Below are 25,654 nucleotides of genomic sequence, written 5' to 3' on the forward strand. Positions count from 1 at the left end.
GGAGAAGAAGCTTATGGTGCTCACCCGCCTCCATATGCGATAGCCCTGCCGCAAGCGGGGAGAAGGAGTCGCTACGTCGGCACAACAAAAAGGCCGGGCGAAACGCCCGGCCCTGGCCTTGGGAGGTGCCAGAAAATCGACCCTTAATGCGTGTCGAGGCTCTGCTGCGGACGCCAGCGGGTGATGCGGTTTTCGATGAGCGTCATCACATATTCGGCGCCGAGCGTGACGATCATCACCAGGATGATCGCGGCATAGAGGCCGGCTGCGTCATAGGTGCCCTTGGCGATCGAGATCAGGTAGCCGATACCGGCCAGCGACCCGACGAACTCGCCGACGATCGCGCCGATGATGGCGAAAGAGAAGGAAATGTGCAGGCTTGCAAAAATCCAGCTCATCGCCGAGGGCAGGATGACGTTGCGGGTGACCCGCCAGTTCGAAGCGCCGAGAATGCGGGCATTGGCGATCATGTTGCGGTCGGCTTCACGAACACCCTGAAAGGCATTGGCGAATACGACGAAGAACACCATGATGAAGGCGAGCGCCACCTTCGACGCCAGGCCGAGACCCATGATCATCACGAAGATCGGCGCGAGAACGACGCGCGGGATCGAGTTGATGGCCTTGATGTAGATCGACAGGATATCGGAGGCGAGCTTGTTGCGGCCGAGGGCGACGCCGACGAGAACGCCGGTCACCGAGCCGATGATAAAGCCGATCAGCGCTTCTTCCATGGTGACGCCGAGGTGATACCAGAGCGAGCCGCTCTCGGTACCGTCGACGATCCACTCCCAGAGGCGCAGCGCGATGCCATAGGGGCTAGAATAGAAGAACGGATCGATCCAGTGCAGGTCGGAGGCAAGCTGCCAGAGGCCGAGGATGGCAAGCAGAATGCCGATCTGCCATGCCTTGACGACATACTTGCGACGAGCGAGCGCCTTCAGCGCTGCGGCTTCGATTTCCGCGTCCGAGGTGCCGGCGCGGAAGATCGGGGCATTGCCTGCTTCGAGAGCTGTATTTGCCATGGTCAATCCTCCCTTATGCCGCTTCCGCGGCACGGCGATAGCTGGTTTCGACCTCTTCGCGCAGGTCGTCCCAGATCGTCTTGCAATAATCGATGAAGTTCTGCTCGTAGCGGATTTCCGCGACGACGCGCGGGCGCGGCAGGTCGATCGTGTAGACCGATTTCACTGTCGCCGGCCCGGCTGTCAGCACGTAAACCTTGTCGGCGAGCGCGACGGCCTCTTCGAGATCATGCGTGACGAAGACGACCGAGGCCTGGCGCTCGGCCCAGAGCTTCAGCAGCTCCTCGTGCATGACCGTGCGCGTCTGCACGTCGAGCGCCGAGAAAGGCTCGTCCATCAGCAGGATTTCCGGCTCGTTGATGAAGGTCTGCGCCAGCGACACGCGCTTGCGCATGCCGCCCGACAGCTGATGCGGATAGTGATGCAGGAACTTGGAAAGGCCGACGCGGGCAAGCCAATCCTTAGCCATCTTCTCAGCTTCGGCCTTAGACTTGCCGCGGAACAGCGGGCCGGCCATGACGTTTTCGATGACATTCTGCCAGGGGAAGAGCGCATCTGTCTGGAAGGCGAAACCGACGCGCCGGTCGATACCGTCGACCGGGCCGCCCATCAGGCGGACTTCGCCGGCGCTCGGCTTGGCAAGGCCCGTGACGAGATTGAGCGTCGTCGACTTGCCGCAGCCCGTCGGCCCGACAACGGCGACGAATTCGCCGCGCTCGACGGTCATGTTGAAATCGCGCAGTGCGGTCAGCGACTTGCCGGTCGGCGATACGAAACGGCGGCTGACATTGATGAGTTCGATCGCCGGGGTACGGCGTTCATCCTGTTGCATGGTGCTGATCCTGACGCGTGCCTTTAGGGCGTGCACGCAAAGCCCGGTGAACTGCGAAGTCTCTTGAACCGCCGCTTCCGGAACCTGTCTGAAAACGACCGGAAGCGGCGCAAAGACTGCTTACTTGACGTTCTTCACGAACTCCGTCGTGTAGGTCTTCGACAGGTCGATCGTCTTGCCCTTGACGTTCTTGGAGAACTGCGAGAGCACGGCGAGAACCGTCTTCGGACCATCTTCCGGCATCACGCCGTCGGCCGTGAACATTTCCTTGCCGGCGTCGAGAGCCTTGATGTAGCCTTCCTTGTCGCCGACGTAGAAGTCCTTCGGCATCTTTTCGGCAATTTCAGCGGCGGAATGGGTATGGATGAAGCGCAGCGTCTTGACGAAGGCGTTCGCAAGCTTCTGCACTTCTTCCTTATGGGCATCGACCCATGCGGCATCCATATAGAGCGATGCGGCCGGATAGGTACCGCCGAGCGCTTCCTCGGTGCCCTTCAGCGTGCGCAGATCGACGAGGATCTTGGCTTCGCCGGTCTTCAGCAGGCGCGAGATCGTCGGCTCGGTGGTCATGCCCACCTGGATGGCATCCTGCTGCATGGCGGCGATGAAGGTCTGGCCGGCGCCGACCGGCACAGGCGTGATGTCAGCCGGGGAGAGGCCCGCCTTCGATGCCATGTAAAGTGTCAGGAAATTGGTTGACGAGCCGAGGCCGGTCACGCCGGCGCGCTTGCCCTTGAGGTCGGCGAAGGACTTGATATCCGGATATTTGGCCGAAACCAACTCGACTTCGCCCGGTGCCTGGCTGAACTGCACGACGGACTTGATGAACTTGCCCTTGGCCTGCAGGTCGACGCAGTGATCGTAGAAACCGACGACGCCCTGAACGGCGCCCGCCAACAGCTGGTTTTCGGCGTCGACGCCGGCGGATTCGTTGAGAAGCTCGACCTCGAGGCCTTCATCCTTGAAGTAGCCGAGGGATTCGGCGAGCTTGGCCGGCAGATAGATCTGCTTTTCGTAGCCGCCCACCATGATGGAAATCTTGTCGGCAGCATTGGCCGCCGTGGCTGCAAGCGAAGCAGCTGTCATGACGAGGGAAAGGGCTACGGTATGAAAAAAGGTGCGCGATGGACGCATCAATGTCTCCTCCTGTTTTATTCTTGCGCCAAAAGACGCTCTGGAAAGGCGCTTCCTCCACGAAGCTCCGCGAGACTAGCGCGAGTAACCTTTCAGTCAGCTTTCAATGCGCAACCCTGCGGGGGAACATTGCAATTTTATGAGCGCGGATGCCGGCGGCTCGACTATGCCGCCGGCGCCGGAAACGCCACTGCGCCCTATTCGGCGTTCTTGACGAACTCGGTCGTATAGGTCTTCGACAGAAGATCGACTTGCCCTGCACATTCTTGGAGAATTCGGAAAGCACGGCAAGGGATTTCCGTACAACGGGAAGCGTCATTGCATCTTGGCATTTCCCGTATCGCGACTATTTTAGATCGAGCGCTTTCGCTGGGAGGAACCATCGATGAGGATCATTGCCGCAGCCCTTATTCTGACGGTGATGGCGATAGCCGGGCCGGCATCGGCAATTTCCCGCTATGAGTCGCTCGGCAAGAGTTGCGCATCGGTGCAGCAACTGATTGCCGCCGAAGGCGCGGTGATATTGCGCTATCCATCGTCCCGTGGCGGCCCCGTTCTCTACGACCGCTATGTGGCTGGCCGCGGGCAATGCGACATCTCCGACTATGCCAGCCGCACCTACGTGCCGACGAAGGATAACCCGGCCTGCCCTGTCTATAATTGCAAGCCGTCCTCGGTCTTCAATCCGCATTGACGCGAATCGGCTTTTCTGCGGTTTATGCGTGTACGGAGTTACAAAACTTAATAGAAAAAGACTTTTAGTTGAGCTCCACCCACATTTAACGCACATTTCGCGGGCATAGAGCACGCGCCCTTTGTCATAAAGGGCCAAAGTATGGTGTAATCCGCCAGCCCTATATGAATAAGGAGATTGCGCAGTGAGTGCAAAAGTACCGAACCCGATCGATGCCTATGTAGGCTCTCGCGTCCGCACGCGCCGTCTTATGCTTGGCATGAGCCAGGAGCGGCTTGCCGAACAGATCGGCGTGACGTTTCAGCAGGTGCAAAAATACGAAAAGGGCACCAATCGCATCGGCGCCAGCCGACTGCAGGCCATTGCCGGCGTGCTCGCCGTACCGGTTGCCTTCTTCTTCCAGCAGGACAATTCGCAGCCGCTGAACACCGACGGCCTCGGCGCGATCAACGGGCTGGAGGATCTGTCGGATTTCCTGACGTCCAAAGAGGGCCTGAGCCTCAACAAGGCGTTCATGAAAATCAACGATCCAAGCATTCGCCAGTCCGTGCTGACGCTGATCAAATCGCTGGCAAGCACTTCCGATGCGCTGCCGGACCATCTTCCGCGCGCAACGAACGTAGCGGTTGGCCTGCGCAACTAAAGCATTTTGCGCAAAAGTGCGCAGCGGTTTTGCGAGGACGACATGCGCGAGATCAAGGCCATGAAGCGCAAGGAGCGAATCCGAAGGATCGCGACTCTCGTTGGGCCCTGAACTCTCCCCGAATTCCAGTCCGTCCAGCCTGGCATCGGCGCGAAGCGGGCCGCCAAGATTGACATCCAGGCGGCACCAAAATCACGTTGATGGTGGAAGCATAGGCGGATCTTGCGCGCAAATGGTCCACGCGAGGCACCCTCCTGCTCCTTGCATGCCGTATTTCACGCCTTGAAATTGCAAAAGCAAAATTTTGCAGCAATCACGCATCGTGTCACGCTGCATGTCACGCGCCAAGTTGCAAAACATCCGCTACGGTTTGCTCATGTTTCCGGCCAGACACGATTCGTCTGCCAGGAACGGGGGCAATAGAGGGTACGAAATGACAGCAGCACTTCCGATCGACGCAGCGCACCAGGATCCGGACTCGCTCAAGGAACTGGCCTCAATCGCTCGGCTCATCACTTATGCACGGCAGAGCGCCAAAAACCTGAATGCGGAATTCCCGGTCTGGTGCCTGGACTTGGCGCTCGGGGCCGTGCTGCAGGAAATGTATGAAAATGGCTTGCCCAATCCCCTGTTCGAAGAGGGAACGGACACGGCAAACGTGGTGGCACACTGAATTAAAGTAATCCCGGCCTTTGCCGGATACGGAACGATGCCGGTATGGCTCAGCGGGCCATGTCGGCATTTTCTTCGTGAGCCAAGATCGTCGGGGACAGCCGACCGAAAGCATGTCGCGCAGAAGCCTGCAGCGGCTTTGCGACAATGACCTCCATAAAATCAAAACCCCGCGCGCAAGAAGCGAATTCAAAAGATCGCGGCGCTTCAGCAGCCACGTGTGCGCGGCTGGACGCCGGCGGTGAAAATCCCGATGCAATGGCGCAAATGGCGCAACCGCGTTTCGCGGTCCGGCCAATCCTTCGGACGACCCGGCCTCGAAATCATCGCATCGAAGATCACGCTCATCAACATGCGCGCTCCGCTCGCCGCATCGGCAATTTCGATCAAACCGCGCCGCTGCTGCTCGATAAGCCAATCCGCCAGCAGCTGCTGTGATTGTCTGGCGCCATAAGTATGCAGCAGCCTGGCGATTTCCGGAGATTGCTGCGACTCACTGATGGCAAGTTGAATGAAGGCGTCCCGTTCGCGCTCCTGATCTTCATCGATGTCGATCATGAATATCAGTTCGAGAGCCTTGTCGAACGGCAAATTCTCGTCTGCAGGCCGCGGCAGGGCCAGCATCGATGCGCGATGCTCGGCGATGATGGCCGCGAAGAGATCGGTCTTGCTCGGAAACAACCTGTAGAGGGTCTGCTTCGAAATGCGGCACCGGGCAGCAACCAGATCCATGGTTGTGCCGCCGTAACCCAGCTCATAGAAGGTTGCGCGCGCCTCCGCGACGATCTCCGCGCGGCGCGCATCGTCGTTTACGGTTTTCGGGCGGCCGCGCGGCCGGCGCTTGGCGACCTGGTCGGCCTTGGCTGCTCGTTCCTTTGTCAGCACACCGTCTTGACCCCAACAGTCGAATACGATTGACATTTGAAGCAGTACAAATATTTTCTGTACGACTTGGTACTATAAATAAGGCAACAGGAAATAGCAACGTGCGAAAGCTCGCCCCTCCCACTTCTGTACCCGCATATCCGGTGATATCAGCCCGCCTTCCGGCTGGCCGCGGCTCGCTGACCGCCGTCGGAATTGTCGCCGCGATGTTGCTGGTGGGCTGCAACCAGCAGAATTCCGCCCAGAGCACTGCTCCCGCCGTCAAGACGGAAGTGAGCGCGATGTCACTGCATCCGCAATCCGTTGCCATCACCGCCGAACTGCCTGGCCGCACCAGCGCCTACCTCGTCGCCGAAGTGCGGCCGCAGGTTGGTGGCATCATCCGCAGCCGCAACTTCAAGGAGGGCAGCGAGGTCCGGGAAGGCGATGTGCTCTATGAGATCGATCCGTCCTCCTACCAGGCATCGTATGACAGCGCCGCAGCCTCGTTGCAGAAGGCGGAGGGCGCCGTGCCCAGCGCCCAGGCCAAGCTCGACCGCTACAAGGGCCTGAGCGCGCAAAACGCGGTCAGCAAGCAGGATTTCGATGACGCGCAGTCTACGCTCGTCCAGGCACAGGCCGATGTCGCCTCTGCCAAGGCGGCACTGGAGACAGCTCGCATCAATCTCGATTATACCAAGATGAGAGCGCCGATCTCCGGCCGCGTCGATGCCTCCACCGTTACCGTCGGCGCGCTCGTCACAGCCGATCAGACGACGGCGCTGACCACCATCCGTCAGCTCGATCCAATCAATGTCGATGTCACGCAGTCGAGCACCAACCTGCTCGAATTCCGCCGCGCCGTCGCCGACGGTCGGCTGAAAACGAGCGGCGACAACGTTTCCGTGCATCTGACGCTTGAGGACGGCAGCCAATACAAGGAAACCGGCAAACTGGAATTTGCCGAATCCTCCGTTGCGGAAACGGTCGGCACCATCACCGTGCGCGCCGTCTTCCCCAATCCGGATCGCATCCTGCTGCCGGGCATGTATGTGCGCGCCACCATTCAGGAAGGCATTGCCGAAAACAGCTTCCTCGTGCCGCAGCGTGCCGTGACCCGCAACACGAAGGGCGAACCGATCGCCATGTTCGTGACCGCCGAGGGCAAGGTGCAGCAGCGGGTGCTGAAGGTGGAACGCAGCATCGGCAACAGCTGGCTTGTCAACCAGGGCGTTGCCGATGGCGATCGCGTGATCGTCGAAGGCGTCCAGCGTGTTCGCGACGGTCAGGAAGTCACCGTTTCTCCGGTAACGATTGACGATGCGACTGGCGAAGTGAAGCAGGCGGCCGCCGATAGCAAGCCGTCCGCGGAGCAGGCCGGGTTGGAAAAGACCGATATGAAAGCCGCCTCCGGCGTCCAGAAGTGAGGTTAGACGATGTCTCGTTTTTTCATCGACAGGCCGATCTTCGCCTGGGTGATCGCCATCGTCATCATGCTGGCGGGCACACTTTCGATCTTCACGCTGTCGATTTCGCAATATCCGCAGATCGCCCCGACGACAGTCAGCATCAGCGCCACCTATTCAGGGGCTGACGCCGCAACCGTCGAAAACTCGGTGACCAAGGTCATCGAGCAGGGCATGACCGGGATCGACAATCTCGACTACATGACATCGACCTCGACCTCGACGGGTCAGGCCTCGATCTCGTTGACCTTCACCAACAAGGCCGATCCCGACGTCGCGCAGATGCAGGTGCAGAACAAGCTGCAGCTCGTCACCGCTCAGCTGCCGCAGACCGTTCAAAATACCGGCATCACCGTTTCGAAGTCGACCTCGAACTTTCTGATGGTCGTCGGCTTCGTGTCGACGGATGGCAAGCTCAACTCGAACGATCTTGCCGATTACGTCTCCAGCACCCTGAACGACACGCTGAAGCGTATCGAAGGCGTCGGCAATACGCAGATCTTCGGTGCCGGCTATGCCATGCGCATCTGGGTGGATCCGGACAAGCTTGCCAAATATCAGCTGATGGTGAGCGACGTAACGAGCGCAATCCAGGCCCAGAACTCGCAGGTCTCGGCTGGCCAGCTGGGTGCCTTGCCGCAGCGCAAGGGCCAGCAGCTCAATGCGACGGTCACCGCAAAGAGCCGCCTGCAGACGCCGCAGCAGTTCGAAAACATCATCCTGAAAAGCCAGTCCGACGGCTCGCTGGTGCGCATCAACGATGTCGCCACCGTGGAACTCGGAGCAGACAGCTATACGACGTCGACCACCTATAACGGTCATCCCTCCGCCGGTCTCGCGGTGATGCTCGCCTCCGGCGCCAACGCCATCAATACGGCCGAAGCGGTGCGGACAGCCATCGGCAATATGAGCGAGACCCTGCCGCCGAACGTGGAGATCGTCTATCCCTACGATACGACGCCCTTCGTGAAGCTGTCGATCGAGGACGTGGTCAAGACGCTGTTCGAAGCCATCGTGCTCGTCTTCATCGTCATGTTCGTCTTCCTGCAGAACCTGCGCGCCACGCTGATCCCGACGCTCGCCGTCCCGGTCGTCCTGCTCGGCACCTTCGGCGTGCTGGCAATGTTCGGCTATTCCATCAACACATTGACCATGTTCGGCATGGTGCTGGCGATCGGCCTTCTGGTCGACGACGCCATTGTCGTCGTCGAAAATGTCGAGCGCGTGATGGAGGAAGAGGGATTGTCGCCGCGCGAGGCGACGATCAAGTCGATGCAGGAAATCACCGGCGCGCTGATCGGCATCGCCACGGTCTTGTCGGCCGTGTTCATCCCGATGGCCTTCTTCTCCGGTTCGGTCGGCATCATCTACCGGCAGTTTTCCGTGACGATCGTTTCGGCGATGGTGCTGTCCGTCATCGTCGCCTTGATCCTCACGCCAGCTCTTTGCGCCACCATTCTCAGGCAGCCCAAACATGGCGCGAAGGAAAAGGGCGTGTTCGGCTGGTTCAACCGCAATTTCGAGCGGGGAACGAGAGGATATCAGCGCGGCGTGCACGGCATGATCCGGCTGAGCATCGTCTTCCTGCTGGTGTTCGTCTTGATCGGCGGCGCAGTGGCCGTCCTGTTCAACCGGCTGCCGAGCTCCTTCCTTCCGGACGAAGACCAGGGCATTCTGCTGACGGCGATCCAGCTGCCTCCAGGCGCCACGGATTCCCGTACCTGGGCGGTGCTCGATCAGGTGAGAGATTATTATCTCAACAACGAGAAGGACTATGTCGAGGGCGCATTCGCGGTCGCCGGATTCGGATTCAGCGGTCAGGGCCAGAATGTCGGCCTCGTCTTCGTCAGATTGAAGGATTTCGATCAGCGCAAGACGCCGCAGTCGAAGGCACAAGCCATCGCCGGTCGCGCCATGGGAGCCTTTTCCAAGATCAAGGACGGTAGCGTCTTCGCGCTGGCACCGCCGGCGATCCCCGGCTTCGGCAGCTCGAGCGGCTTCGATTTCTTCATCAAGGATATCAACGGCGCCGGCCATGAAGCGCTCATAGCGGCTCGCAACCAACTGCTTGGGGCCGCGGCAAAGAACCACAAGCTGTTCGGCACTCGCCCGAACGGCCAGGAAGACACGCCGCAATATTCCGTAAACATCGATCAGGAAAAGGCGAGTGCACTGAACATCGGCCTTTCGGATATCGACACGACGCTGTCGACGGCCTGGGGCGGCACCTACGTCAACGACTTCATCGACCGCGGCCGCGTCAAGAAGGTGTATGTCCAGGCCGACAAGGATTTCCGCATGCAGCCCGAAGACCTGGGCCGCTGGTATGTGCGCAATTCCGGCGGCGACATGGTGCCATTCTCCGCTTTTTCGAGCGGCGAATGGACCTATGGTTCACCGCGTCTGGAGCGCTATAACGGCTCGTCCGCGGTCGAAATCCTCGGCTCCGCGGCGCCCGGCGTCTCCTCGGGCGACGCCATGAACGAGATCGACAAGATCATGGCAAGCCTGCCGCCCGGCTTCAGCCACGAATGGACCAGCCTGTCTGCCCAGGAAAAGCTTTCGGGTAACCAAGCAACCCAGCTCTACGCGATTTCGATTCTGGTCGTCTTCCTGGCGCTTGCCGCCCTCTATGAGAGCTGGTCGATCCCGCTTGCCGTCATGCTGTCGGTCCCGATCGGCATCTTCGGCGCGCTCTTGGCAGCCACCATCTTCGGTCAGTCGAACGACGTCTACTTCAAGGTGGGCCTGTTGACGACAATCGGTCTGGCGGCAAAGAACGCCATCCTGATCGTCGAATTCGCCATCGAGCAGCAGAACCAGGGCAAAAGCCTGATCGACGCAACATTGGAAGCGTCCCGCCAGCGCTTGCGACCGATCCTGATGACCTCGCTTGCCTTCATCCTCGGCGTGCTGCCGCTGGCGGTCGCGAACGGGGCCGGTTCCGGTAGCCAGAACTCGATCGGTATCGGCGTCATGGGCGGCATGATCTCGGCGACCGTGCTCGGCATCTTCTTCATCCCGCTGCTCTTCGTCTCCGTCCGCCGCATCTTCAAGGGCAATGTTCGGTCGACGGCAGCTCCGGAGGCCACCAACCCTGACGTGGCGCATTAAGGCCTCTCCACTCGCTCTCTCTCGAAAGAGAGCGAGTGGAGATCTCGATCAGGCATCGGATGTTTCGTCTTGAATTGCCAAATTTGTCATCAATGATTAATATGCAATCATTGATGACAGGGTATTTCTATGGCCAGTATGACGATCCGCAACATCGACGATCACTTAAAGACGCGACTGCGCATTCGCGCCGCCGCACACGGGCGATCGATGGAGGATGAGGCGCGAGACATTCTGCGGGCGGCCTTATCGACGGAAGAAAAGCGTCAACCCAATTTGGCCGAGACTATCCGTCGCCGCATGGCTGCAAGTGGTGGGGTCGTGCTGGATATGGCTCCACGTGAACCAATCCGCCCGGTCGATCTCGATCCATGATCGTTCTCGACACAGATATCATTTCTGACCTATTGGCACCATCACCATCGCCAATGGTTGAAGCGTGGCTCGCCGCCCAGCCTCCTCTCGCCATCTTTACAACGGCAACGACGCAGGCGGAAATCCTTTACGGTCTCCGGCTGCTGCCTGCGGGCCGACGCCGAAGCGAATTGGAAGCTGGTATTCTCCCCATATTCGAAGAGGATTTCGCCGGAAGAGTTCTCCCCTTCGATAGCGAAGCCGCGGGAGCTTATTCCTTCATTGCAACATCGCGGCGTCGGGCCGGCAAGCCGATCAGCCAATTCGATGCTCAGATCGCCGCAATTGTAGCGTCGCGAGGAGCAACCCTTGCCACCCGCAATGTGTCCGATTTCCTGGACACCGGAATAACTATCGTCAATCCCTGGGACTATAAGGGCTGATCCGGTCCATCCATGCACCACTAGAGCCGGATGATTTTAGGTCGAATCGACCTAAAATCTGAATCTGCTCTAGAATCAAAGAAGTAGAGCGTTATGTCGTTCGAAATCGCCTCACACTTTTCAGCATCACGCTCTAACCGCTCAAGTTGATTGCGGCGATATTGGCGGTGCCGAAGCTTGCGCCTTCGGCGACCATTTCGCATGCAGCTTGGCAAGCATCAGGTAGATGATCGGCGTCGTATAGAGCGTCAGCACCTGCGACACGACGAGACCGCCGACGATGGTGATCCCGAGTGGGCGTCGCAACTCCGCGCCGGGGCCGGTTGCGATAATCAGCGGAATGGCGCCCATAAGTGCTGCAAGCGTCGTCATCAGGATCGGTCGGAAACGCTTGAGGCATGCCTGATAGATGGCTTCCTCTGAGGACAGGCCGAGCGCGCGCTCGCCCTGCAGGGCAAAATCCACCATCATGATGCCGTTCTTCTTGACAATGCCGATCAGCAGGATGATGCCGATGAAGGCGATGATCGTCAGCTCGGTGCCGCTGATCGCAAGCGCCAGCAGCGCGCCGAGACCGGCGGACGGCAGTGTCGAGATGATGGTCAGCGGATGCGCCAGGCTTTCATAGAGGATGCCGAGGACGATATAGACCGTCAGCAGTGCCGCCAGCAGCAAGAGCGGCTGGCTGCCGGAAGATTGGGTGATGCTCGCCGCATCGCCGGCGAAATCCGCGTGCAGCGTGTCGGGCAGATGCATGTCCAGCACCGCCTTCTGGATGGCATCGTTGGCGACCTGCAGCGGCGTATTGAGCGCCAGATTGTAGGAGATGGTGACGGAGGGATATTGACCCTGGTGATTGACTACCAGCGGCGCCAGCGTGCGGTCGATCGACGCCACTGCGCTTAACGGCACCTGCGTACCGCCGGCGGCCGGCACGTAGAGCTTCGAAATGTCATGCGGATCGAGCGCATAATTCGGGTCCGCCTCCAGCACGACGCGATACTGGTTACGCTGCGTGTAGATCGTCGAGATCTGCCGCTGCGCGAAGGCATTGTTGAGCGCGGAATCGATAGACTGGATGTTGACGCCGAGCTGGGAGGCCATACTTCGGTCGATATTGACGGTCGCCTGCAGGCCGTTGGGCTGTCTGTCGGTCGCGACATCGGTCAACCCCGGCAGGGCCTGCATCCGCTCCAGCACCTTGGGCGCCCATTCCACTAGCTCGTCGTAATTCGCGCCCCAGAGCGTAAACTGATACTGCGATTGCGACTGGCGCGCGCCGGCGCGGATATCGCCTGGCGAAAACAGGAAGGTGCTGAGGCCGGGAACGGCCATCAGCTGTTTGCGCAGCCTGTCTATGATCTCGGCCGTTGGCGCACGCTCCGATTCCGGCTTCAGCGAGATGAAAAGCTGGCCACGATTGATGGAGTTGGAAAAGCCGCCACCGCCGACGGAAGAGCCAATACCGGAAACGGCGGGATCCTTCGAAGCGATATCCGCAGCCTGCTGCTGAAGCTTCACCATGGCGGGATAGGAAATATCGGTCGCAGCCTGCGTACCGCCTTGGATGAAACCCGTATCATCCTGCGGAATGAAGCCCTTCGGAACCTTGACGTAGAGATAGCCCGACATGACCACACAGGCGATGATGACGGCGACCGAAAGGAGGCGGTGGTGCAGCACCGCCCGCAGCGTGCGGCCGTAAAAGCTTGTAACGGCACCCAGCGTGCCCTCGACGATGCGGCCGAACAGGCCAGGCCGGGCATCGATATCATGCTGGCGCAGGCGATGACCGCAGATCATCGGCGTCAGCGTCAGGGACACGAGCGTCGAAACGACGATGGTAAAGCCGAGCGTCAGCGAGAAGGTCTGGAAGAAGCGGCCGACGATGCCGCCCATGAAGAATAGCGGAATGAAGGCGGCAAGCAACGACAGGCTGATCGAGATGACCGTGAAGCCGATCTGCTTGGCGCCTTCGAGCGCCGCCCGCATCGGCTTCATGCCCGTTTCCAGATTGGCATAGATATTCTCGATCATGACGATGGCATCGTCGACGACGAAGCCGACGGATACGGCAAGCGCCATCAGCGAGAGATTGTCGATCGACAGCCCGAAGAGCCACATCGCGGCAAAAGTACCGGCGAGCGACAGTGGCACAGTGACGCCGGCAGCGACTGTGGGGGTAGCGCGCCGCAGGAACACGAAGACGACGGCCATGACCAGACAAATGGTGGCAAGCAGCGTCCACTGCATGTCGTTGACGCTCGCATGGATCGTTGTGGTGCGATCAGAAAGGATCGAGATATTCACACCGGCGGGAATGAGCCGCTGCAGTTCGGGGATCAGCTGCTTGACGCCATCGACGGTGGCGATGACGTTCGCATCCGCCTGCTTGGTGATGTTGAGCAGCACGGCGGGCTTGCCGTCATACCACGCATCCGAACGGCTGTTGCGCACACCCGGCTCGACGGTGGCGATATCGGAGAGGCGAACCGCCGTGCCGTCGCCGCTACGCACCACGATGCGGCCGAAGGCTTCCGGCGTCTTCAACTGGCTGTTGACGGCGACGGAGAAAGCGCCGCCGGCACCGTCGATCGAGCCGAAGGGGCCGAGCACGTTGGCATTGACGATCGCGGTGCGCACGGCATCGAGCGACAGGCCCATGGCGGAAAGCCGGTCCGGATCCAGCCGCACGCGGATGGCGGGCTGGTCGGCGCCGCTCACGGTCACTCCGCCGACGCCGTCCACCTGCGAAATACGCTGCACCACCACGGTATCAGCTGCATCATAAATAGCGCTCGGAGAGACATTATCCGACGTCAGCGCCAGGATGAGAACCGGGGCCGCTGCCGGATTGATCTTGCGGAAGGACGGGAGTGTAGGCAGATCGCCGGGCAGGTCCGTCGCGGCCGCGTTCAACGCCGCCTGCACGTCCTGCGCCGCACCATCGACGCTGCGCGAGAGATCGAACTGGACGATGATCGTGCTCGAGCCGAGCGAGCTGACGGACGTCAATTGCGTAACGCCGGCAATGGTTCCGAGATGACGCTCCAGAGGGGCGGCCACGCTCGCCGCCATGCTGGCCGGATCGGCCCCTGGGCGGCTTGAGGAAACGACGATTGTCGGCAGATCGACGGTCGGCAGGCTCGCGACCGGCAGGAAGCGATAGGCAACGATGCCGAGGATCATCAGCCCGATCGCCAGAAGCGTCGTCCCGACAGGGCGTTTGATAAACGGCTCGGAGATGTTCATCTCTCGCCACCCGCCAATTCGTTCATCTCGGCGCTCGGCGTTCCGCTGGTCCGGCCGACGATCTTGGCGCGCAGGCGCTCGAAGGCGAGATAGATCACCGGCGTCGTATAGAGCGTCAGGAGTTGTGACAACACGAGACCGCCGATGATGGTGATGCCAAGCGGAATACGCAGCTCCGCCCCCGTACCCTGGGCCAGCGCCAGCGGCAGGGCACCGAAGAGAGCTGCGAGCGTGGTCATCATGATCGGCCGAAAACGCAGGATCGAGGCTTTGAGGATGGCCTCGCGTGGCTCCAGGCCTTCCTTGCGCTCCGCCTCCAATGCGAAGTCGATCATCATGATCGCGTTCTTCTTGACGATACCCATCAGGAGCACGATGCCGATGAGCGCGATAATCGACAGATCCTGCCCGAACAGCATCAGCGCCAGCAGCGCGCCGACACCGGCCGAAGGCAGCGTCGAGAGGATCGTCACCGGATGCACGGCGCTCTCATAGAGCAGGCCGAGCACGATATAGATCGTCACGACGGCCGCCAGGATCAGCCAGGGCTCACCCGCAAGCGAGGAGGCAAACTCTTCGGCATCGCCGGAATATTTGCGCTGGATATTATCGGGCATGCCGATATCCAGCTCCGCCGCCTTGATCTCGGCGACGGCATCGCTGAGCGACGCCCCCTTGGCGAGATCGAAGCTAAGTGTCACGGCCGGGAACTGTTCATCATGGCTGATGACCAGTGGCGCGGTCGTGAAACTCGCCGTGGTGAAGGCGTTGAGCGGCACCTGCGTATCGCTGGCGCCGGCGACATAGAGCTTGTCGAGCGATTTCGGATCCGACTGGTATTGCGGTGCCGCCTCCAGAATGACGCGATACTGATTGGCCTGGCCATAGATCGTCGCGATCTGCCGCTGGCCGAAAGCGTCGTTCAGCGTATCGCTGACGGCCTGCATGGACACGCCGAGCCGCGAGGCGGTCTCGCGATTGACATCGACGAAGATGCGCCCGCCGCCCATCTCCACTTCGGAGGCGACATCCATCAGCTTCGGGCTTTCCTGCAGCCGCTGGGCGAGCTTCTGCGCCCAGTCGACCACCGTATTCGTGTCCGTGCCCGTCAGGGTATATTGGTAGGGCGCACGGCTGGCCCTGGTGCTGATCGAGATGTCGCGCACGCTCTGGAAGGTGACGTGGATGCCGGGCAAGCCCGTCACCTCGCCGCGCATCCTCTCGATGATCTGATCGGCGGACGCGTTACGCTCACTCCGCGGCTTCAGCACGAGACTGAGATTGCCGGTATTGAGCGTCAGATTGCTGGCGCTGGCGCCTATGACGGCAACGACGCCGGCGACATCCGGATCCTTGCGCAGCCGGTCGGTCACATCAGCCTGGATCTGCTTCATGGTTTCGAAGGAGGTCGTCGGCTCGGCTTCGATGACGGCGGTGATGAGACCCGTATCCTGCGCCGGCAGAAAGCCTTTGGGGATGACGACATAAAGCGCGATCGTTGCAGCCAGCGTCACCACCGTCACCAGCAGCATGAGACGGCTGCGATCCACGGCCCAGACAAGGCTGCGCCGATAGCCTTCAACCATCCAGTCGGTGAAACGGTCGGCACCGGCCAGAAAGCCGCCCTGATGCTCTTTTGGCTTGCGCAGGATGCGCGCGCACATCATCGGCGTGAGCGTCAGCGAGACCACGGCCGATACGACGACGGCAATGGTGAGCGTCAGCGCGAATTCGCGGAACATGCGCCCGACGATGCCAGTCATGAACAGCAGTGGAATGAACACCGCAACCAGCGAGACGGTGAGCGAGATGATGGTGAAGCCGATCTCGCCGGCGCCCTTCAGCGCCGCCTGCATCGGGTTTTCGCCCTCTTCGATATGGCGCGCGATGTTCTCGATCATCACTATGGCGTCGTCGACGACGAAGCCGGTGCCGATGGTCAGTGCCATCAGCGAGAGATTGTCGAGGCTGAAGCCGGCAAACCACATGACGCCGAAAGTGGCAATCAGCGACAGCGGCAGCGCGACGCCGGCAATGAAGGTCGCCGTCATCGTCCGCAGGAAGAGCAGGACGACCAGGATGACGAGGCCGATACTGATAACCAGCGTCCACTGCACATCATGAATCGAAGCGCGGATGGTCTCGGTGCGATCATTGACGATATCGAGGGAAACGCCGGCCGGCATCGCCTGCTTCAGCTTCGGGATCTGCTTCAGCACATTCTCGACCGTCTGGATAACGTTGGCGCCCGGCTGGCGCATGATATCGAGAATGACGGCGGGCTGGCCCTGATACCAGGCGCCGACACGGTTGTTTTCCAGTCCTTCGACGACGGTTGCGACGTCCTTCAATTGCACCGGCGCGCTGTTGCGGTAGGCAACGATGACCGATTTATAGACGTTCGGATCGACGATCTGGTCGTTGGCGGCAAGCGTGAAGCTTTGCTGCGTGCCGTCAAGCGAACCCTTCGCACCGGCAACGCTGGCATTGGTGATCGCCGTGCGGATGTCCTCCAGGGCAAGTCCATAGGAGGCAAGACGCGGCAGATCCGCCTGGATGCGGATGGCGGGCTTGACGCCGCCTTGGATATTGACATCGCCGACCCCCGACACTTCGCTCAGACGCTGCGCCATCATGGTATCGGCAAAATCGCTAAGCTCGCGGATCGAATAGCTGTTGGAGCGCAGAGCCAGCGTCACGATCGGCGTATCGGCGGGGTTCACCTTCGAATAGGTCGGAGGATAGGGGAGCGTGCGCGGCAAGGTCGATCCGGCGGCATTGATCGCCGCCTGAACATCCTGCGCCGCGCCATCGATATCGCGGCCAAGATCGAATTGCAGCGTGATCTGGCTGATGCCGAAGGCGCTCGACGAGGTCATCGAAGCCAGCGACGGGATCTGGCCGAGCGGCCGCTCCAGCGGCGCCGTCACAAGCGCCGCCATCGTATCGGGATCGGCACCTGGAAGCTGCGTCGTCACCTGTATCGTCGGAAAATCCACTTGCGGTAAGGGCGCGACCGGCAGGAAGAGAAAGCCGAGAATGCCGCCCAACAGCACCGCCACCCCGAGAAGCGAGGTGGCGATCGGCCTGGATATGAAGAGCGACGAGACGTTCATTGTTGCTGCGTCGGCGTAGCCGAGGAATTGTTGGAGGCCGAGCCGCCGCCCGTATCCGCACCCTGTTCGCCATCGGCGGCTGGTTGACCATCCTGGCCGCGATGGCCATTATGACCGCCGGCACCGCCCGGCCCACCTTGACCACCCTGGCCGTTGTGGCGGCGATGCGGACGTTCGCCCGCATTTGCGGTGCCCGGACCAGCATTCTGTCGGTCGTTCTCTGCAACAGGCTGCCCGCTATTGTCGGTTGACGGAGCAGCCGGCGACGCCTGATCCGGATTGGTCGAAATCTGCACCTTCGACCCATTCTGAAGCCGCGCGAAACCGGTCGTCACCACCTTGTCGCCGGGCGTCACACCATCGGCGATGACCGCAAGCGTATCGTCCTGCTGGCGCACCTTCACCGGCTTCATCGCAACGGTCTGATCTTGGCTGATGATATAGACGAAGGTGCCGTTCGGGCCGCGCTGCACGGCGCCGCTCGGAATGACGGTAACGCCCTTCAGCGTCTCCACGAGCAGGCGGGCATTGACGAAGGCGCCGGGCCACAGCGCCAGCTTGTCGTTGGGGAAATTCGCCTTCAGCTTGACCGTGCCGGTGGTGGGATCGACCTGATTGTCGACCACCCCAAGCGAACCGTGGTCGACCACTGTCTCACCATCATTGCCCATGGCCTGAACGGCAAGCGTTCCGGCCGCACTGGCCGCATTGACGCGGGCAAGCTGTTGCTGCGGAATGGAAAACAGCACGGAGATCGGCTTGATCTGCGAGAGTGTCACGATGCCGGTCGCATCCGAGGAGCTGACGAGATTGCCGACATCGACGTTGCGGATGCCGGTGCGCCCGTCGAAGGCTGCCCTGATCGTCGTATAATCGAGCGTTGCCTGCGCGCTCTCGATGGCTGCCACATCCGCCTGGACCTGTGCGGTATATTGCGCCACCAGCGAGGTCTGCGTATCGACCTGTTGCTGCGTGCCGGATGCGCTCTTCACCATCATCTGGTAGCGGGCTAGATCGCGCTGGGCGCCTGCAAGCAAAGCTTCGTCCTGCGCCTTCTTGGCGATCGCCTGGTCGAGCTGTGCCTTATAGACGGAATCGTCGATGCGGGCGATGACGTCGCCCTTCTTGATGTCCTGGCCCTCGACGAAATTGATTTCGACAATTCGTCCGCTGACCTGCGGGCGCACCGTTACTGTATTCAGGGCCTTCACCGACCCAACACCGTTAATGTAAACGGGGACATCGGTCGTCGTCGCATCGGCGGCGAGCACTGGAACCGGTCCACTGAACTGCGACATGCTGCGCCGTCTGCCGCCGCCCTGCCCCTGACCTCCGCGGCGCTCACCCTGGGCTTGCTCGCCGGGCGCAGTCGCGCTCTGATAACCGAGCAGTTTCTCCGCCGGCCCAAGCCAACGATCGCGGGTCGCATAGGCGCCGTACCCAACCGCGCCAATCACAGCCAACCACACGACGACCCGAAACGTCCGAGCCATTCACGCACCTTCCTTCAAAGCTCGGGGTGATCGACGATGCCCCGATATTCATGGCGCGACCTTAGCTTGCATCGTGCCGCTTAGGAATTTGGTATGGCCATTAAATTTTGTCCATTTTAGCGCCACTTAGCGTAACAAACTGTAACATTGGACGAAAAACTGGGGTTGTGGTTGCAAGGTGGACGCGTCTACCCGCGCAAGCCGCTGCAGCGCCTCAAAGCACACCCCAGCCACGGTAGCGACCACGGCCTGTCATCTCGCGCAGGCCGAGTTCGGCCACCAGATTGAGCGCACCTCTGGAGGTGACGCCGACGTGACGCGCGATCATCTTCGCCGAAACGATCGGCCTCGACAGCACAATATCGATAACTTCGGGCAAGCTGCTGTTGGACCGCCGATCCTTGAGCCGGAGCTCCATCTGCAGCCGCGCAAGCGAAAGGCGATCGAGCTCCTTCAGGCCCGAATCGGCCGAAAGCGCCATGGCATCGAGAAAGGCTGCCAGCCGCGTGGTGCGATCTGGCGCACGCCGGCGGTCGTGACGGACGGCTTTCAGGCCGACATTCAGGCAAAAGAGATGGGATGTGACCTTGCCCCGGCTGCGCAGATAGGCGCTGACCAGCAAGCCGCCGAGCCAATGCTGCCGCCGCAGTGGCTCTATTCGCTCCCAGGCATCGAAAAGCACCGCCGCGCCGAGAGCGGGTGGCAGCAGATCCGCCTCGCGAATGACAGCGCGCCAGCTCTCCAGCCTCTCGTCCTCATCCCAATCCTCATCACGGATGAGTGCAAGGGGATCGTCAGCATCAACGGTCGGCTGCCGAGCTTCCGGAACGCCGCCATTCAGGATCTTGTCGGATCGGGCGAGGATCGCGTCGATCTCGGCGAAATCAACGCCGAAATCGTCTTCCTCATCCACCGGCTCGTCCGGCTCCACGGCCGGGGCAGGCGTCGAACGCGGCGCGATGGTCTCTTCGGCTTCGCCGACGTCACCGCGCAGGACGGCAAGACCCGCCGCCTCCAGGCCCCAGGAAGGATCGGCGGTCCAAAGGCGGCGCCTGCTACGCAGCACCGCATGGGCGATGGTCAACTCGTGCGTCGGTGTGCGCGTATCCATGCGCGCATCATGCAGGACAAGATCCTCCACATGCACGAGTTCGCCGCCGACCCAGAGCGCACCAGCAGCATCGAAAAAGTGGCCCCGCTCGCGAAAACCATCCGCCACCGCATGCCTCAAGACACGCTCATCCAGCCGCGCCAACATATCCTCCGCCTTGACGATGGCAGGCAGAAGCGTGGCAAGTGGCAGCGCGGTCAGATCATATCGCATTGGAATCATATCATTGCATCGGTCTAACGGAACTTATCATCGCCGTTCGCGGCGAGATAGGAAGGCAACCCTGTGAACTGTGGATGGCAATCACTATTTTCCGTCTTGACCTTCCAGCGATGGGAAGGTTCATAAGGCTTTCCGACGCCCTTTCGGGCAAAGGAGTATGACATGGCACCGCACAACGAGCACGATCACGGCCATCATGGCCACGGTCATCACCATCATCATGATGCCGACATTCAGGATGTGGTGATCCGCGATCCCGTCTGCGGCATGACCGTCGATCCCGATGCTGGCAAACCATCGCTGGATTATGGCGGCCGTACTTTCCACTTCTGCAGTGACGGCTGCCGTGCAAAGTTCCAGGCTGCACCGGAAAACTACCTCACGGCGAAAGACCCGGTCTGCGGGATGCCGGTGGACCGTGCCACCGCCCGCCACTTCCTGAAGCACGAGGGCGAAAAATTCTATTTCTGCTCGGCCGGCTGCAAGGCGAAGTTCGAAGCGGAGCCATCGGCTTATCTCGATGGCAACAAGCCGGCGCCAAAGCCGGTGCCGAAGGGCACGCTCTATACCTGCCCGATGCATCCCGAGGTGATCAGCGACCATCCTGGCGACTGCCCGAAATGCGGCATGGCGCTGGAACCCATGGGAGTCCCCGCCGCCGATCACGGCCCGAACCCGGAGCTTGTCGATTTCACGCGCCGGCTCTGGATCAGCGCCGCCCTGTCGCTGCCGCTGCTTGCCATTAGCATGGGGCCGATGATCGGCCTTCCCATTCGCGACTGGATCGGCGAGCCGATCGCCACCTGGATCGAGCTTATTCTCGCAACACCGGTCGTGCTTTGGGCAGCGCTGCCCTTCTTCCGCCGCGCCTGGAATTCGCTCGTCAACCGCAGCCCCAATATGTGGACACTGATCGGCCTCGGCGTCGGCACCGCCTATCTCTACAGCGTCATCGCCACGCTCGCTCCCGGCCTGTTTCCCATGAGCTTCCGAGGCCATGGTGAGAGCGTGCCGGTCTATTTCGAGGCGGCTTCCATCATCGTCGCGCTGGTCTTCGTCGGCCAGGTGCTCGAACTGAAGGCCCGCGAACGCACCGGCTCGGCCATTCGCGCGCTTCTCGATCTCGCCCCGAAAACAGCACGGCGCATCGGCGCCGACGGCAGCGAAACCGATGTGCCTGTGGATGAGATCCAAGCCGGCGACCGGCTGCGTGTGCGTCCGGGTGAACGCGTCCCTGTGGATGGCTCCGTCATCGAAGGACAATCAACTGTCGACGAATCGATGATTACGGGCGAACCTCTGCCGGTCGAAAAGGCCAAGGGCGACGCCGTGACCGGCGGCACCATCAACAGGAACGGCGCACTCATCATGCAGGCCGAAAAGGTCGGCGCCGAGACCACCCTCTCGCGTATCGTCGAGCTTGTCGCCAAGGCGCAGCGCTCGCGCGCGCCGATCCAGACGATGGTCGATCGCGTCTCCGCCGTCTTCGTGCCGGCTGTGGTCGCGGCCGCCATTATCGCCTTCGCCATCTGGGCCTTTGTTGGGCCGGAGCCGAGGCTGGCGCATGCGCTGCTTGCCGCCGTTGCGGTGCTCATCATCGCCTGCCCCTGTGCGCTGGGGCTGGCAACCCCCATGTCGATCATGATCGCCACGGGCCGAGGCGCACACGAGGGCGTACTGGTGCGCGATGCTGAGGCGCTGGAACGCTTCGCCAAGGTGGACACACTGATCGTCGACAAGACAGGCACGCTGACCGAGGGCAAGCCGAATCTGACCGACATCGTCCCCGCGATAGGCACAGACGAGGCCCGCCTGCTCTCGCTTGCTGCCAGCTTGGAGCGCGGCTCAGAACACCCGCTTGCCGAAGCGATCGTCGCCGGCGCCGAGGAGCGCAAGGCGCACTTCGTCGAGATCTCCGGCTTTGCGGCGGTGACAGGCAAAGGCGTCGAGGGCCACACCGGCGAAACCGCGATCGCGCTTGGCAACGCGGCGATGATGTCCGATCTTGGCGTTTCGATCGATGATTTGAAGGCCGAAACGGAGCGCCTGCGCGGCGAAGGCAAGACCGTTATGTTCGTCGCCATCGACAGTAAGCTTGCCGGCCTGGTCGCCGTCGCCGACCGGATCAAGCCGACCACGGCCGCCGCCATCAAAGCGCTGCATGAGAGCGGCCTGACGATCGTCATGGCAACCGGCGATAACGGCAAGACCGCCGCTGCCGTCGCGAAGCAGCTTGGGATCGACGAAGTGCGCGCCGACATGCTGCCGGAGGGCAAGAAGGCGTTGATCGACGAACTACGCGCCAAAGGCCGCATCGTTGCCATGGCCGGCGACGGCGTCAATGATGCTCCGGCACTTGCATCAGCCGATGTCGGCATCGCCATGGGCACGGGCGCCGACGTGGCCATGGAAAGCGCCGGCATCACGCTGGTGAAGGGCGATCTCAACGGCATCGTGCGGGCGCGCCATCTCTCGGAAGCGACGATCCGCAACATCAAACAGAATCTTGCCTTCGCTTTCGGCTACAATGCGCTCGGCGTGCCGCTCGCAGCCGGTGTGCTCTACCCCGTCTTCGGCCTGCTGCTGTCACCGATGATCGCGGCCGCGGCGATGAGCCTGTCGTCGGTCTCGGTGATCGGCAATGCGCTGAGGTTGCGGCTGGTGAAATGAGGACATCGACCGCGTTTTGTTCGCCCTCTCCGCACCCACGCCGCCCCTCACCCCTGCCCTCTCCCCGCAAGCGGGGAGAGGGCTAGGATGAGGGGCTATTCCCGTATGCGCGGCATCGGCAGATGCACCTGACTTGCCCCAATTCACTTACCCAACCCGCTCCACAGCAATCGCCGTTGCCTCGCCGCCGCCGATGCAAAGGGCCGCGACGCCCTTCCTTGCACCCTGACGCTCGAGCGCATGCAGCAGCGTCACGATGAGACGCGCCCCGGTGGCACCGATGGGGTGGCCAAGCGCACATGCGCCGCCATTGATGTTCAGACGATCGCGTGCAATGCCGAGCTCTTTCGCCGCAGCCATGGCGACGACGGCGAAGGCCTCGTTGATCTCGAAGAGATCGACATCGCCGATCTTCCAGCCCGTCTTGTCGAGCAGCTTGCGTATCGCCGGGATCGGCGCGGTGGTGTACCAGGCCGGTTCCTGAGAATGCGTCGCATGCGCCTTGATTTCGGCAAGGATCGGCAACCCCTCGCGCTCGGCGAGCGAGCGGCGCGTCAGGATGAGCGCGGCCGCGCCATCGGCATTGGCCGAGGCGCTGGCCGCCGTAATCGTGCCATCCTTGCGGAAGGCGGGCTTGAGCGTCGGGATCTTTTCAGGTGAAACCTTCTGCGGATGTTCGTCCTTGGCGACCGTTACCGGACCGCCTTTCGCCATCACCGAAACCGGGGTGATTTCGGCTTCGAAGGCGCCGTTCTCCGTTGCGGCACGGGCGCGCGATAAGGTCTCGACCGCGTAAGCATCCTGATCGTCGCGGCTGAACTGATAGGCCTCAACCGCCAGCTCGCCGAAATCGCCCATGGAACGGCCCTTCTCATAGGCGTCCTCGAGCCCGTCAAGCATCATATGATCGAAGATGCGGTCATGGCCCATGCGATAGCCGCCGCGTGCCTCGGCCAGCAGATAGGGCGCATTCGACATGGATTCCATGCCGCCGGCAACGGCGATCGAGGCCGAACCAGCGAGAAGTAGGTCATGCGCCAACATGGTCGCCTTCATGCCGGAACCGCAGACCTTGTTGATCGTGGTGGCGCCGACGGCGTCCGGCAGGCCAGCCCCGCGCGCAGCCTGCCGGGCCGGCGCCTGCCCCTGTCCTGCAGGCAGGACGCAGCCGAACAGAACCTCATCCACTTTCTCCGCCGAAAGACCGGCACGCGCCAGCGCCGCGCGGATAACATGCGCGCCAAGCTCGTGCGCCTGCAAGGGCGAGAGATCTCCCTGGAAACGGCCAAGGGGCGTGCGGGTAGCGGAAACGATGACGATGGGATCGGTGGCGGACATGACATCTCCTCACGGATAGCAAACCATATCTTCGGATCCTTCCTATCACGTTAGATGATGATCGTCATCTAAATATCGCAGAAAATAGGATACTGCCGGGCGGCGCGCATGATTGCCCTCCTCGCGCAGAGGGCTTAAGGATATCCGTAGAGTTTCAAGGGATATTCCATGCCGCTTTACATTAAGGACGACACCATCGACAGATTGGCGCGCCGCTATCAGGCGCTGACCAAGGCCACGACCAAGACGGAAGCCGTGCGGCTTGCTTTGCAGAAGGCGCTGGATGAGGAGCTGACCAAGCCGGCGCTTGCCGATGTCGCCGTGGCTTTCTGCCGCAATCTCAAACAGAAGGCCATCGCCAAAATCGAAAGCGCCGGCAAAGCGGAAGAGATTTGATGTTTATCGACGCTTCAGTGCTCTCGGCAATGATGACCGACGAGGAAGAGGCGCGCGCCTTCGCGATCCGCATGCAGCCGGCAACGGCGCGAATGACCTCGCCGCTTGTCGCAGCGAATGCCGCGATCCTTGTCTCCGATGCTTTGGGATTGTCGCCGACCGAGGCCGGCGAAGCTGTCCGCACGTTTCTGCAGCTTATGAACGTTCAGCTGCTTGCTGTGCCGCCCCGCGCCGCCACCTTGGCGGCGGAAGCCTACGAGCGCTATGGCCAAGGCGACCATATAGCGCGCCTCAGCCTTGACGATTGCTTGACCTATGCCTGCGCTCGCTATTATCGCCAGCCGCTATTGTCGAAAAGCGACCGGTTCAAGCAGACGGATATCGAGCTGGCTTAAAACCAGCTCGAGCCATCAAGCCGTTACGGGCAAAGCGAAGCGGAGCCCGCGCTATAGGTGCTCGAACGAGCGCCGACGGAGTTGGGCGCAGCGGCGCATTGCAGGCGGGAAATGGAATCGCCGGCGCGGATCGGGCCGGTTACGGATGGATCGGTGTTGATCGTGCCGTCCGGAAGGATTGCATCCTTCGAATGATCGACGCTTCCGACATCGGCCTGGAACGCCTCGACATTGACGCGCTTGGGATGATGCTTGTGCACCTGCTCGGCCATGGCGGCACTGGATACGCCGACGACGAGAGCGGAGATAGCGAGGGTTCTGAGCAGCATGGGACTGCCTCCTGTGGGAGTTGACGCGAGTTTCATATGGGAACCGGCAGGCCATTTTACAGCGGCTTGCCTGTCAATATCGTTAAGAATT

Annotated in this window: 20 protein-coding genes; 10 read left to right on the forward strand and 10 right to left on the reverse strand. The window is 61.3% G+C overall.

Going from position 1 to position 25,654, the window contains the following annotated elements; translation table 11 throughout:
• Positions 1-143 precede the first annotated feature (143 nt).
• The 3 genes from I8E17_RS15510 to I8E17_RS15520 form a co-directional block, all read right to left on the reverse strand.
• Positions 144-1,025: an ABC transporter permease gene (locus I8E17_RS15510; protein ID WP_069611621.1), complete on the reverse strand. Its 882-nt coding sequence runs from the start codon at positions 1,023-1,025 to the stop codon at positions 144-146.
• Positions 1,026-1,038: 13 nt separating this feature from the next.
• Positions 1,039-1,857: an ABC transporter ATP-binding protein gene (locus tag I8E17_RS15515; RefSeq protein ID WP_069611620.1), complete on the reverse strand. Its 819-nt coding sequence runs from the start codon at positions 1,855-1,857 to the stop codon at positions 1,039-1,041.
• 120 nt (positions 1,858-1,977) lie between these two features.
• Positions 1,978-2,991: an ABC transporter substrate-binding protein gene (locus I8E17_RS15520; protein ID WP_069611619.1), complete on the reverse strand. Its 1,014-nt coding sequence runs from the start codon at positions 2,989-2,991 to the stop codon at positions 1,978-1,980.
• 385 nt (positions 2,992-3,376) lie between these two features.
• Here I8E17_RS15520 and I8E17_RS15525 point away from each other — a divergent pair, with 385 nt between their 5' ends.
• The 3 genes from I8E17_RS15525 to I8E17_RS15535 all read left to right on the forward strand — a co-directional run bounded on the left by I8E17_RS15525 (position 3,377) and on the right by I8E17_RS15535 (position 5,001).
• Positions 3,377-3,685, forward strand: a complete 309-nt coding sequence (locus tag I8E17_RS15525; protein ID WP_069611618.1) for a hypothetical protein — start codon at positions 3,377-3,379, stop codon at positions 3,683-3,685.
• 184 nt (positions 3,686-3,869) lie between these two features.
• A complete protein-coding gene (locus tag I8E17_RS15530; protein ID WP_069611617.1) occupies positions 3,870-4,328 on the forward strand; it encodes a helix-turn-helix transcriptional regulator in 459 nt (152 codons plus the stop codon).
• 433 nt (positions 4,329-4,761) lie between these two features.
• A complete protein-coding gene (locus I8E17_RS15535) occupies positions 4,762-5,001 on the forward strand; it encodes a hypothetical protein (RefSeq protein ID WP_069611616.1) in 240 nt (79 codons plus the stop codon).
• Positions 5,002-5,207: 206 nt separating this feature from the next.
• Here I8E17_RS15535 and I8E17_RS15540 read toward each other — a convergent pair whose 3' ends face one another.
• The gene (locus I8E17_RS15540; RefSeq protein ID WP_229002032.1) at positions 5,208-5,885 is read right to left on the reverse strand and encodes a TetR/AcrR family transcriptional regulator; all 678 of its coding nucleotides are present in this window, start codon (positions 5,883-5,885) and stop codon (positions 5,208-5,210) included.
• Positions 5,886-5,986: 101 nt separating this feature from the next.
• On the opposite strand from I8E17_RS15540, the gene I8E17_RS15545 reads away from it, so the two are divergent.
• The 4 genes from I8E17_RS15545 (at position 5,987) to I8E17_RS15560 (ending at position 11,241) form a co-directional block, all read left to right on the forward strand.
• Positions 5,987-7,291, forward strand: coding sequence for an efflux RND transporter periplasmic adaptor subunit (locus I8E17_RS15545; RefSeq protein ID WP_069611614.1), 1,305 nt, complete (start codon positions 5,987-5,989; stop codon positions 7,289-7,291).
• A gap of 9 nt (positions 7,292-7,300) precedes the next feature.
• On the forward strand, positions 7,301-10,444 hold the full coding sequence (locus I8E17_RS15550; RefSeq protein WP_069611613.1) for an efflux RND transporter permease subunit: 3,144 nt from the start codon (positions 7,301-7,303) through the stop codon (positions 10,442-10,444).
• A gap of 129 nt (positions 10,445-10,573) precedes the next feature.
• Positions 10,574-10,819, forward strand: coding sequence for a plasmid stabilization protein (locus I8E17_RS15555; protein WP_069611612.1), 246 nt, complete (start codon positions 10,574-10,576; stop codon positions 10,817-10,819).
• Positions 10,816-11,241 carry a type II toxin-antitoxin system VapC family toxin gene (locus I8E17_RS15560; RefSeq protein WP_069611611.1) on the forward strand — a complete coding sequence of 142 codons (426 nt, stop codon included), beginning with the start codon at positions 10,816-10,818 and terminating at the stop codon, positions 11,239-11,241. Before I8E17_RS15555 ends, I8E17_RS15560 begins: the two co-directional genes overlap by 4 nt.
• A gap of 141 nt (positions 11,242-11,382) precedes the next feature.
• Here the strand turns inward: I8E17_RS15560 and I8E17_RS15565 are convergent, their stop codons facing one another.
• The 4 genes from I8E17_RS15565 to I8E17_RS15580 form a co-directional block, all read right to left on the reverse strand.
• Positions 11,383-14,493 carry an efflux RND transporter permease subunit gene (locus tag I8E17_RS15565; RefSeq protein WP_069611610.1) on the reverse strand — a complete coding sequence of 1,037 codons (3,111 nt, stop codon included), beginning with the start codon at positions 14,491-14,493 and terminating at the stop codon, positions 11,383-11,385.
• Positions 14,490-17,609, reverse strand: a complete 3,120-nt coding sequence (locus I8E17_RS15570; protein WP_069611609.1) for an efflux RND transporter permease subunit — start codon at positions 17,607-17,609, stop codon at positions 14,490-14,492. Before I8E17_RS15570 ends, I8E17_RS15565 begins: the two co-directional genes overlap by 4 nt.
• A complete protein-coding gene (locus tag I8E17_RS15575) occupies positions 17,606-19,102 on the reverse strand; it encodes an efflux RND transporter periplasmic adaptor subunit (RefSeq protein ID WP_113367220.1) in 1,497 nt (498 codons plus the stop codon). Before I8E17_RS15575 ends, I8E17_RS15570 begins: the two co-directional genes overlap by 4 nt.
• Before the next feature lie 214 nt (positions 19,103-19,316).
• Entirely contained in the window at positions 19,317-20,426 is a 1,110-nt protein-coding gene (locus tag I8E17_RS15580; RefSeq protein WP_069611607.1) for an RHE_PE00001 family protein, read from the reverse strand.
• 171 nt (positions 20,427-20,597) lie between these two features.
• Between I8E17_RS15580 and I8E17_RS15585 the strand changes: the two genes are divergently transcribed.
• Positions 20,598-23,105, forward strand: coding sequence for a heavy metal translocating P-type ATPase (locus tag I8E17_RS15585; protein ID WP_069611606.1), 2,508 nt, complete (start codon positions 20,598-20,600; stop codon positions 23,103-23,105).
• A gap of 147 nt (positions 23,106-23,252) precedes the next feature.
• On the opposite strand, the gene I8E17_RS15590 is transcribed toward I8E17_RS15585, so the two are convergent.
• A complete protein-coding gene (locus I8E17_RS15590) occupies positions 23,253-24,443 on the reverse strand; it encodes an acetyl-CoA C-acyltransferase (RefSeq protein WP_069611605.1) in 1,191 nt (396 codons plus the stop codon).
• 168 nt (positions 24,444-24,611) lie between these two features.
• Between I8E17_RS15590 and I8E17_RS15595 the strand changes: the two genes are divergently transcribed.
• Positions 24,612-24,839, forward strand: a complete 228-nt coding sequence (locus I8E17_RS15595; RefSeq protein ID WP_069611604.1) for a type II toxin-antitoxin system VapB family antitoxin — start codon at positions 24,612-24,614, stop codon at positions 24,837-24,839.
• Positions 24,839-25,234 (forward strand): type II toxin-antitoxin system VapC family toxin, encoded by a 396-nt coding sequence (locus tag I8E17_RS15600; protein ID WP_069611603.1) that lies wholly within the window; start codon positions 24,839-24,841, stop codon positions 25,232-25,234. Before I8E17_RS15595 ends, I8E17_RS15600 begins: the two co-directional genes overlap by 1 nt.
• A gap of 23 nt (positions 25,235-25,257) precedes the next feature.
• Here I8E17_RS15600 and I8E17_RS15605 read toward each other — a convergent pair whose 3' ends face one another.
• Positions 25,258-25,563, reverse strand: coding sequence for a hypothetical protein (locus I8E17_RS15605; protein ID WP_015341559.1), 306 nt, complete (start codon positions 25,561-25,563; stop codon positions 25,258-25,260).
• Between the last annotated feature and the right edge of the window lie 91 nt (positions 25,564-25,654).

The sequence above is a fragment of the Rhizobium sp. AB2/73 genome (assembly GCF_020871915.1).
GTDB lineage: Bacteria > Pseudomonadota > Alphaproteobacteria > Rhizobiales > Rhizobiaceae > Rhizobium > Rhizobium dioscoreae.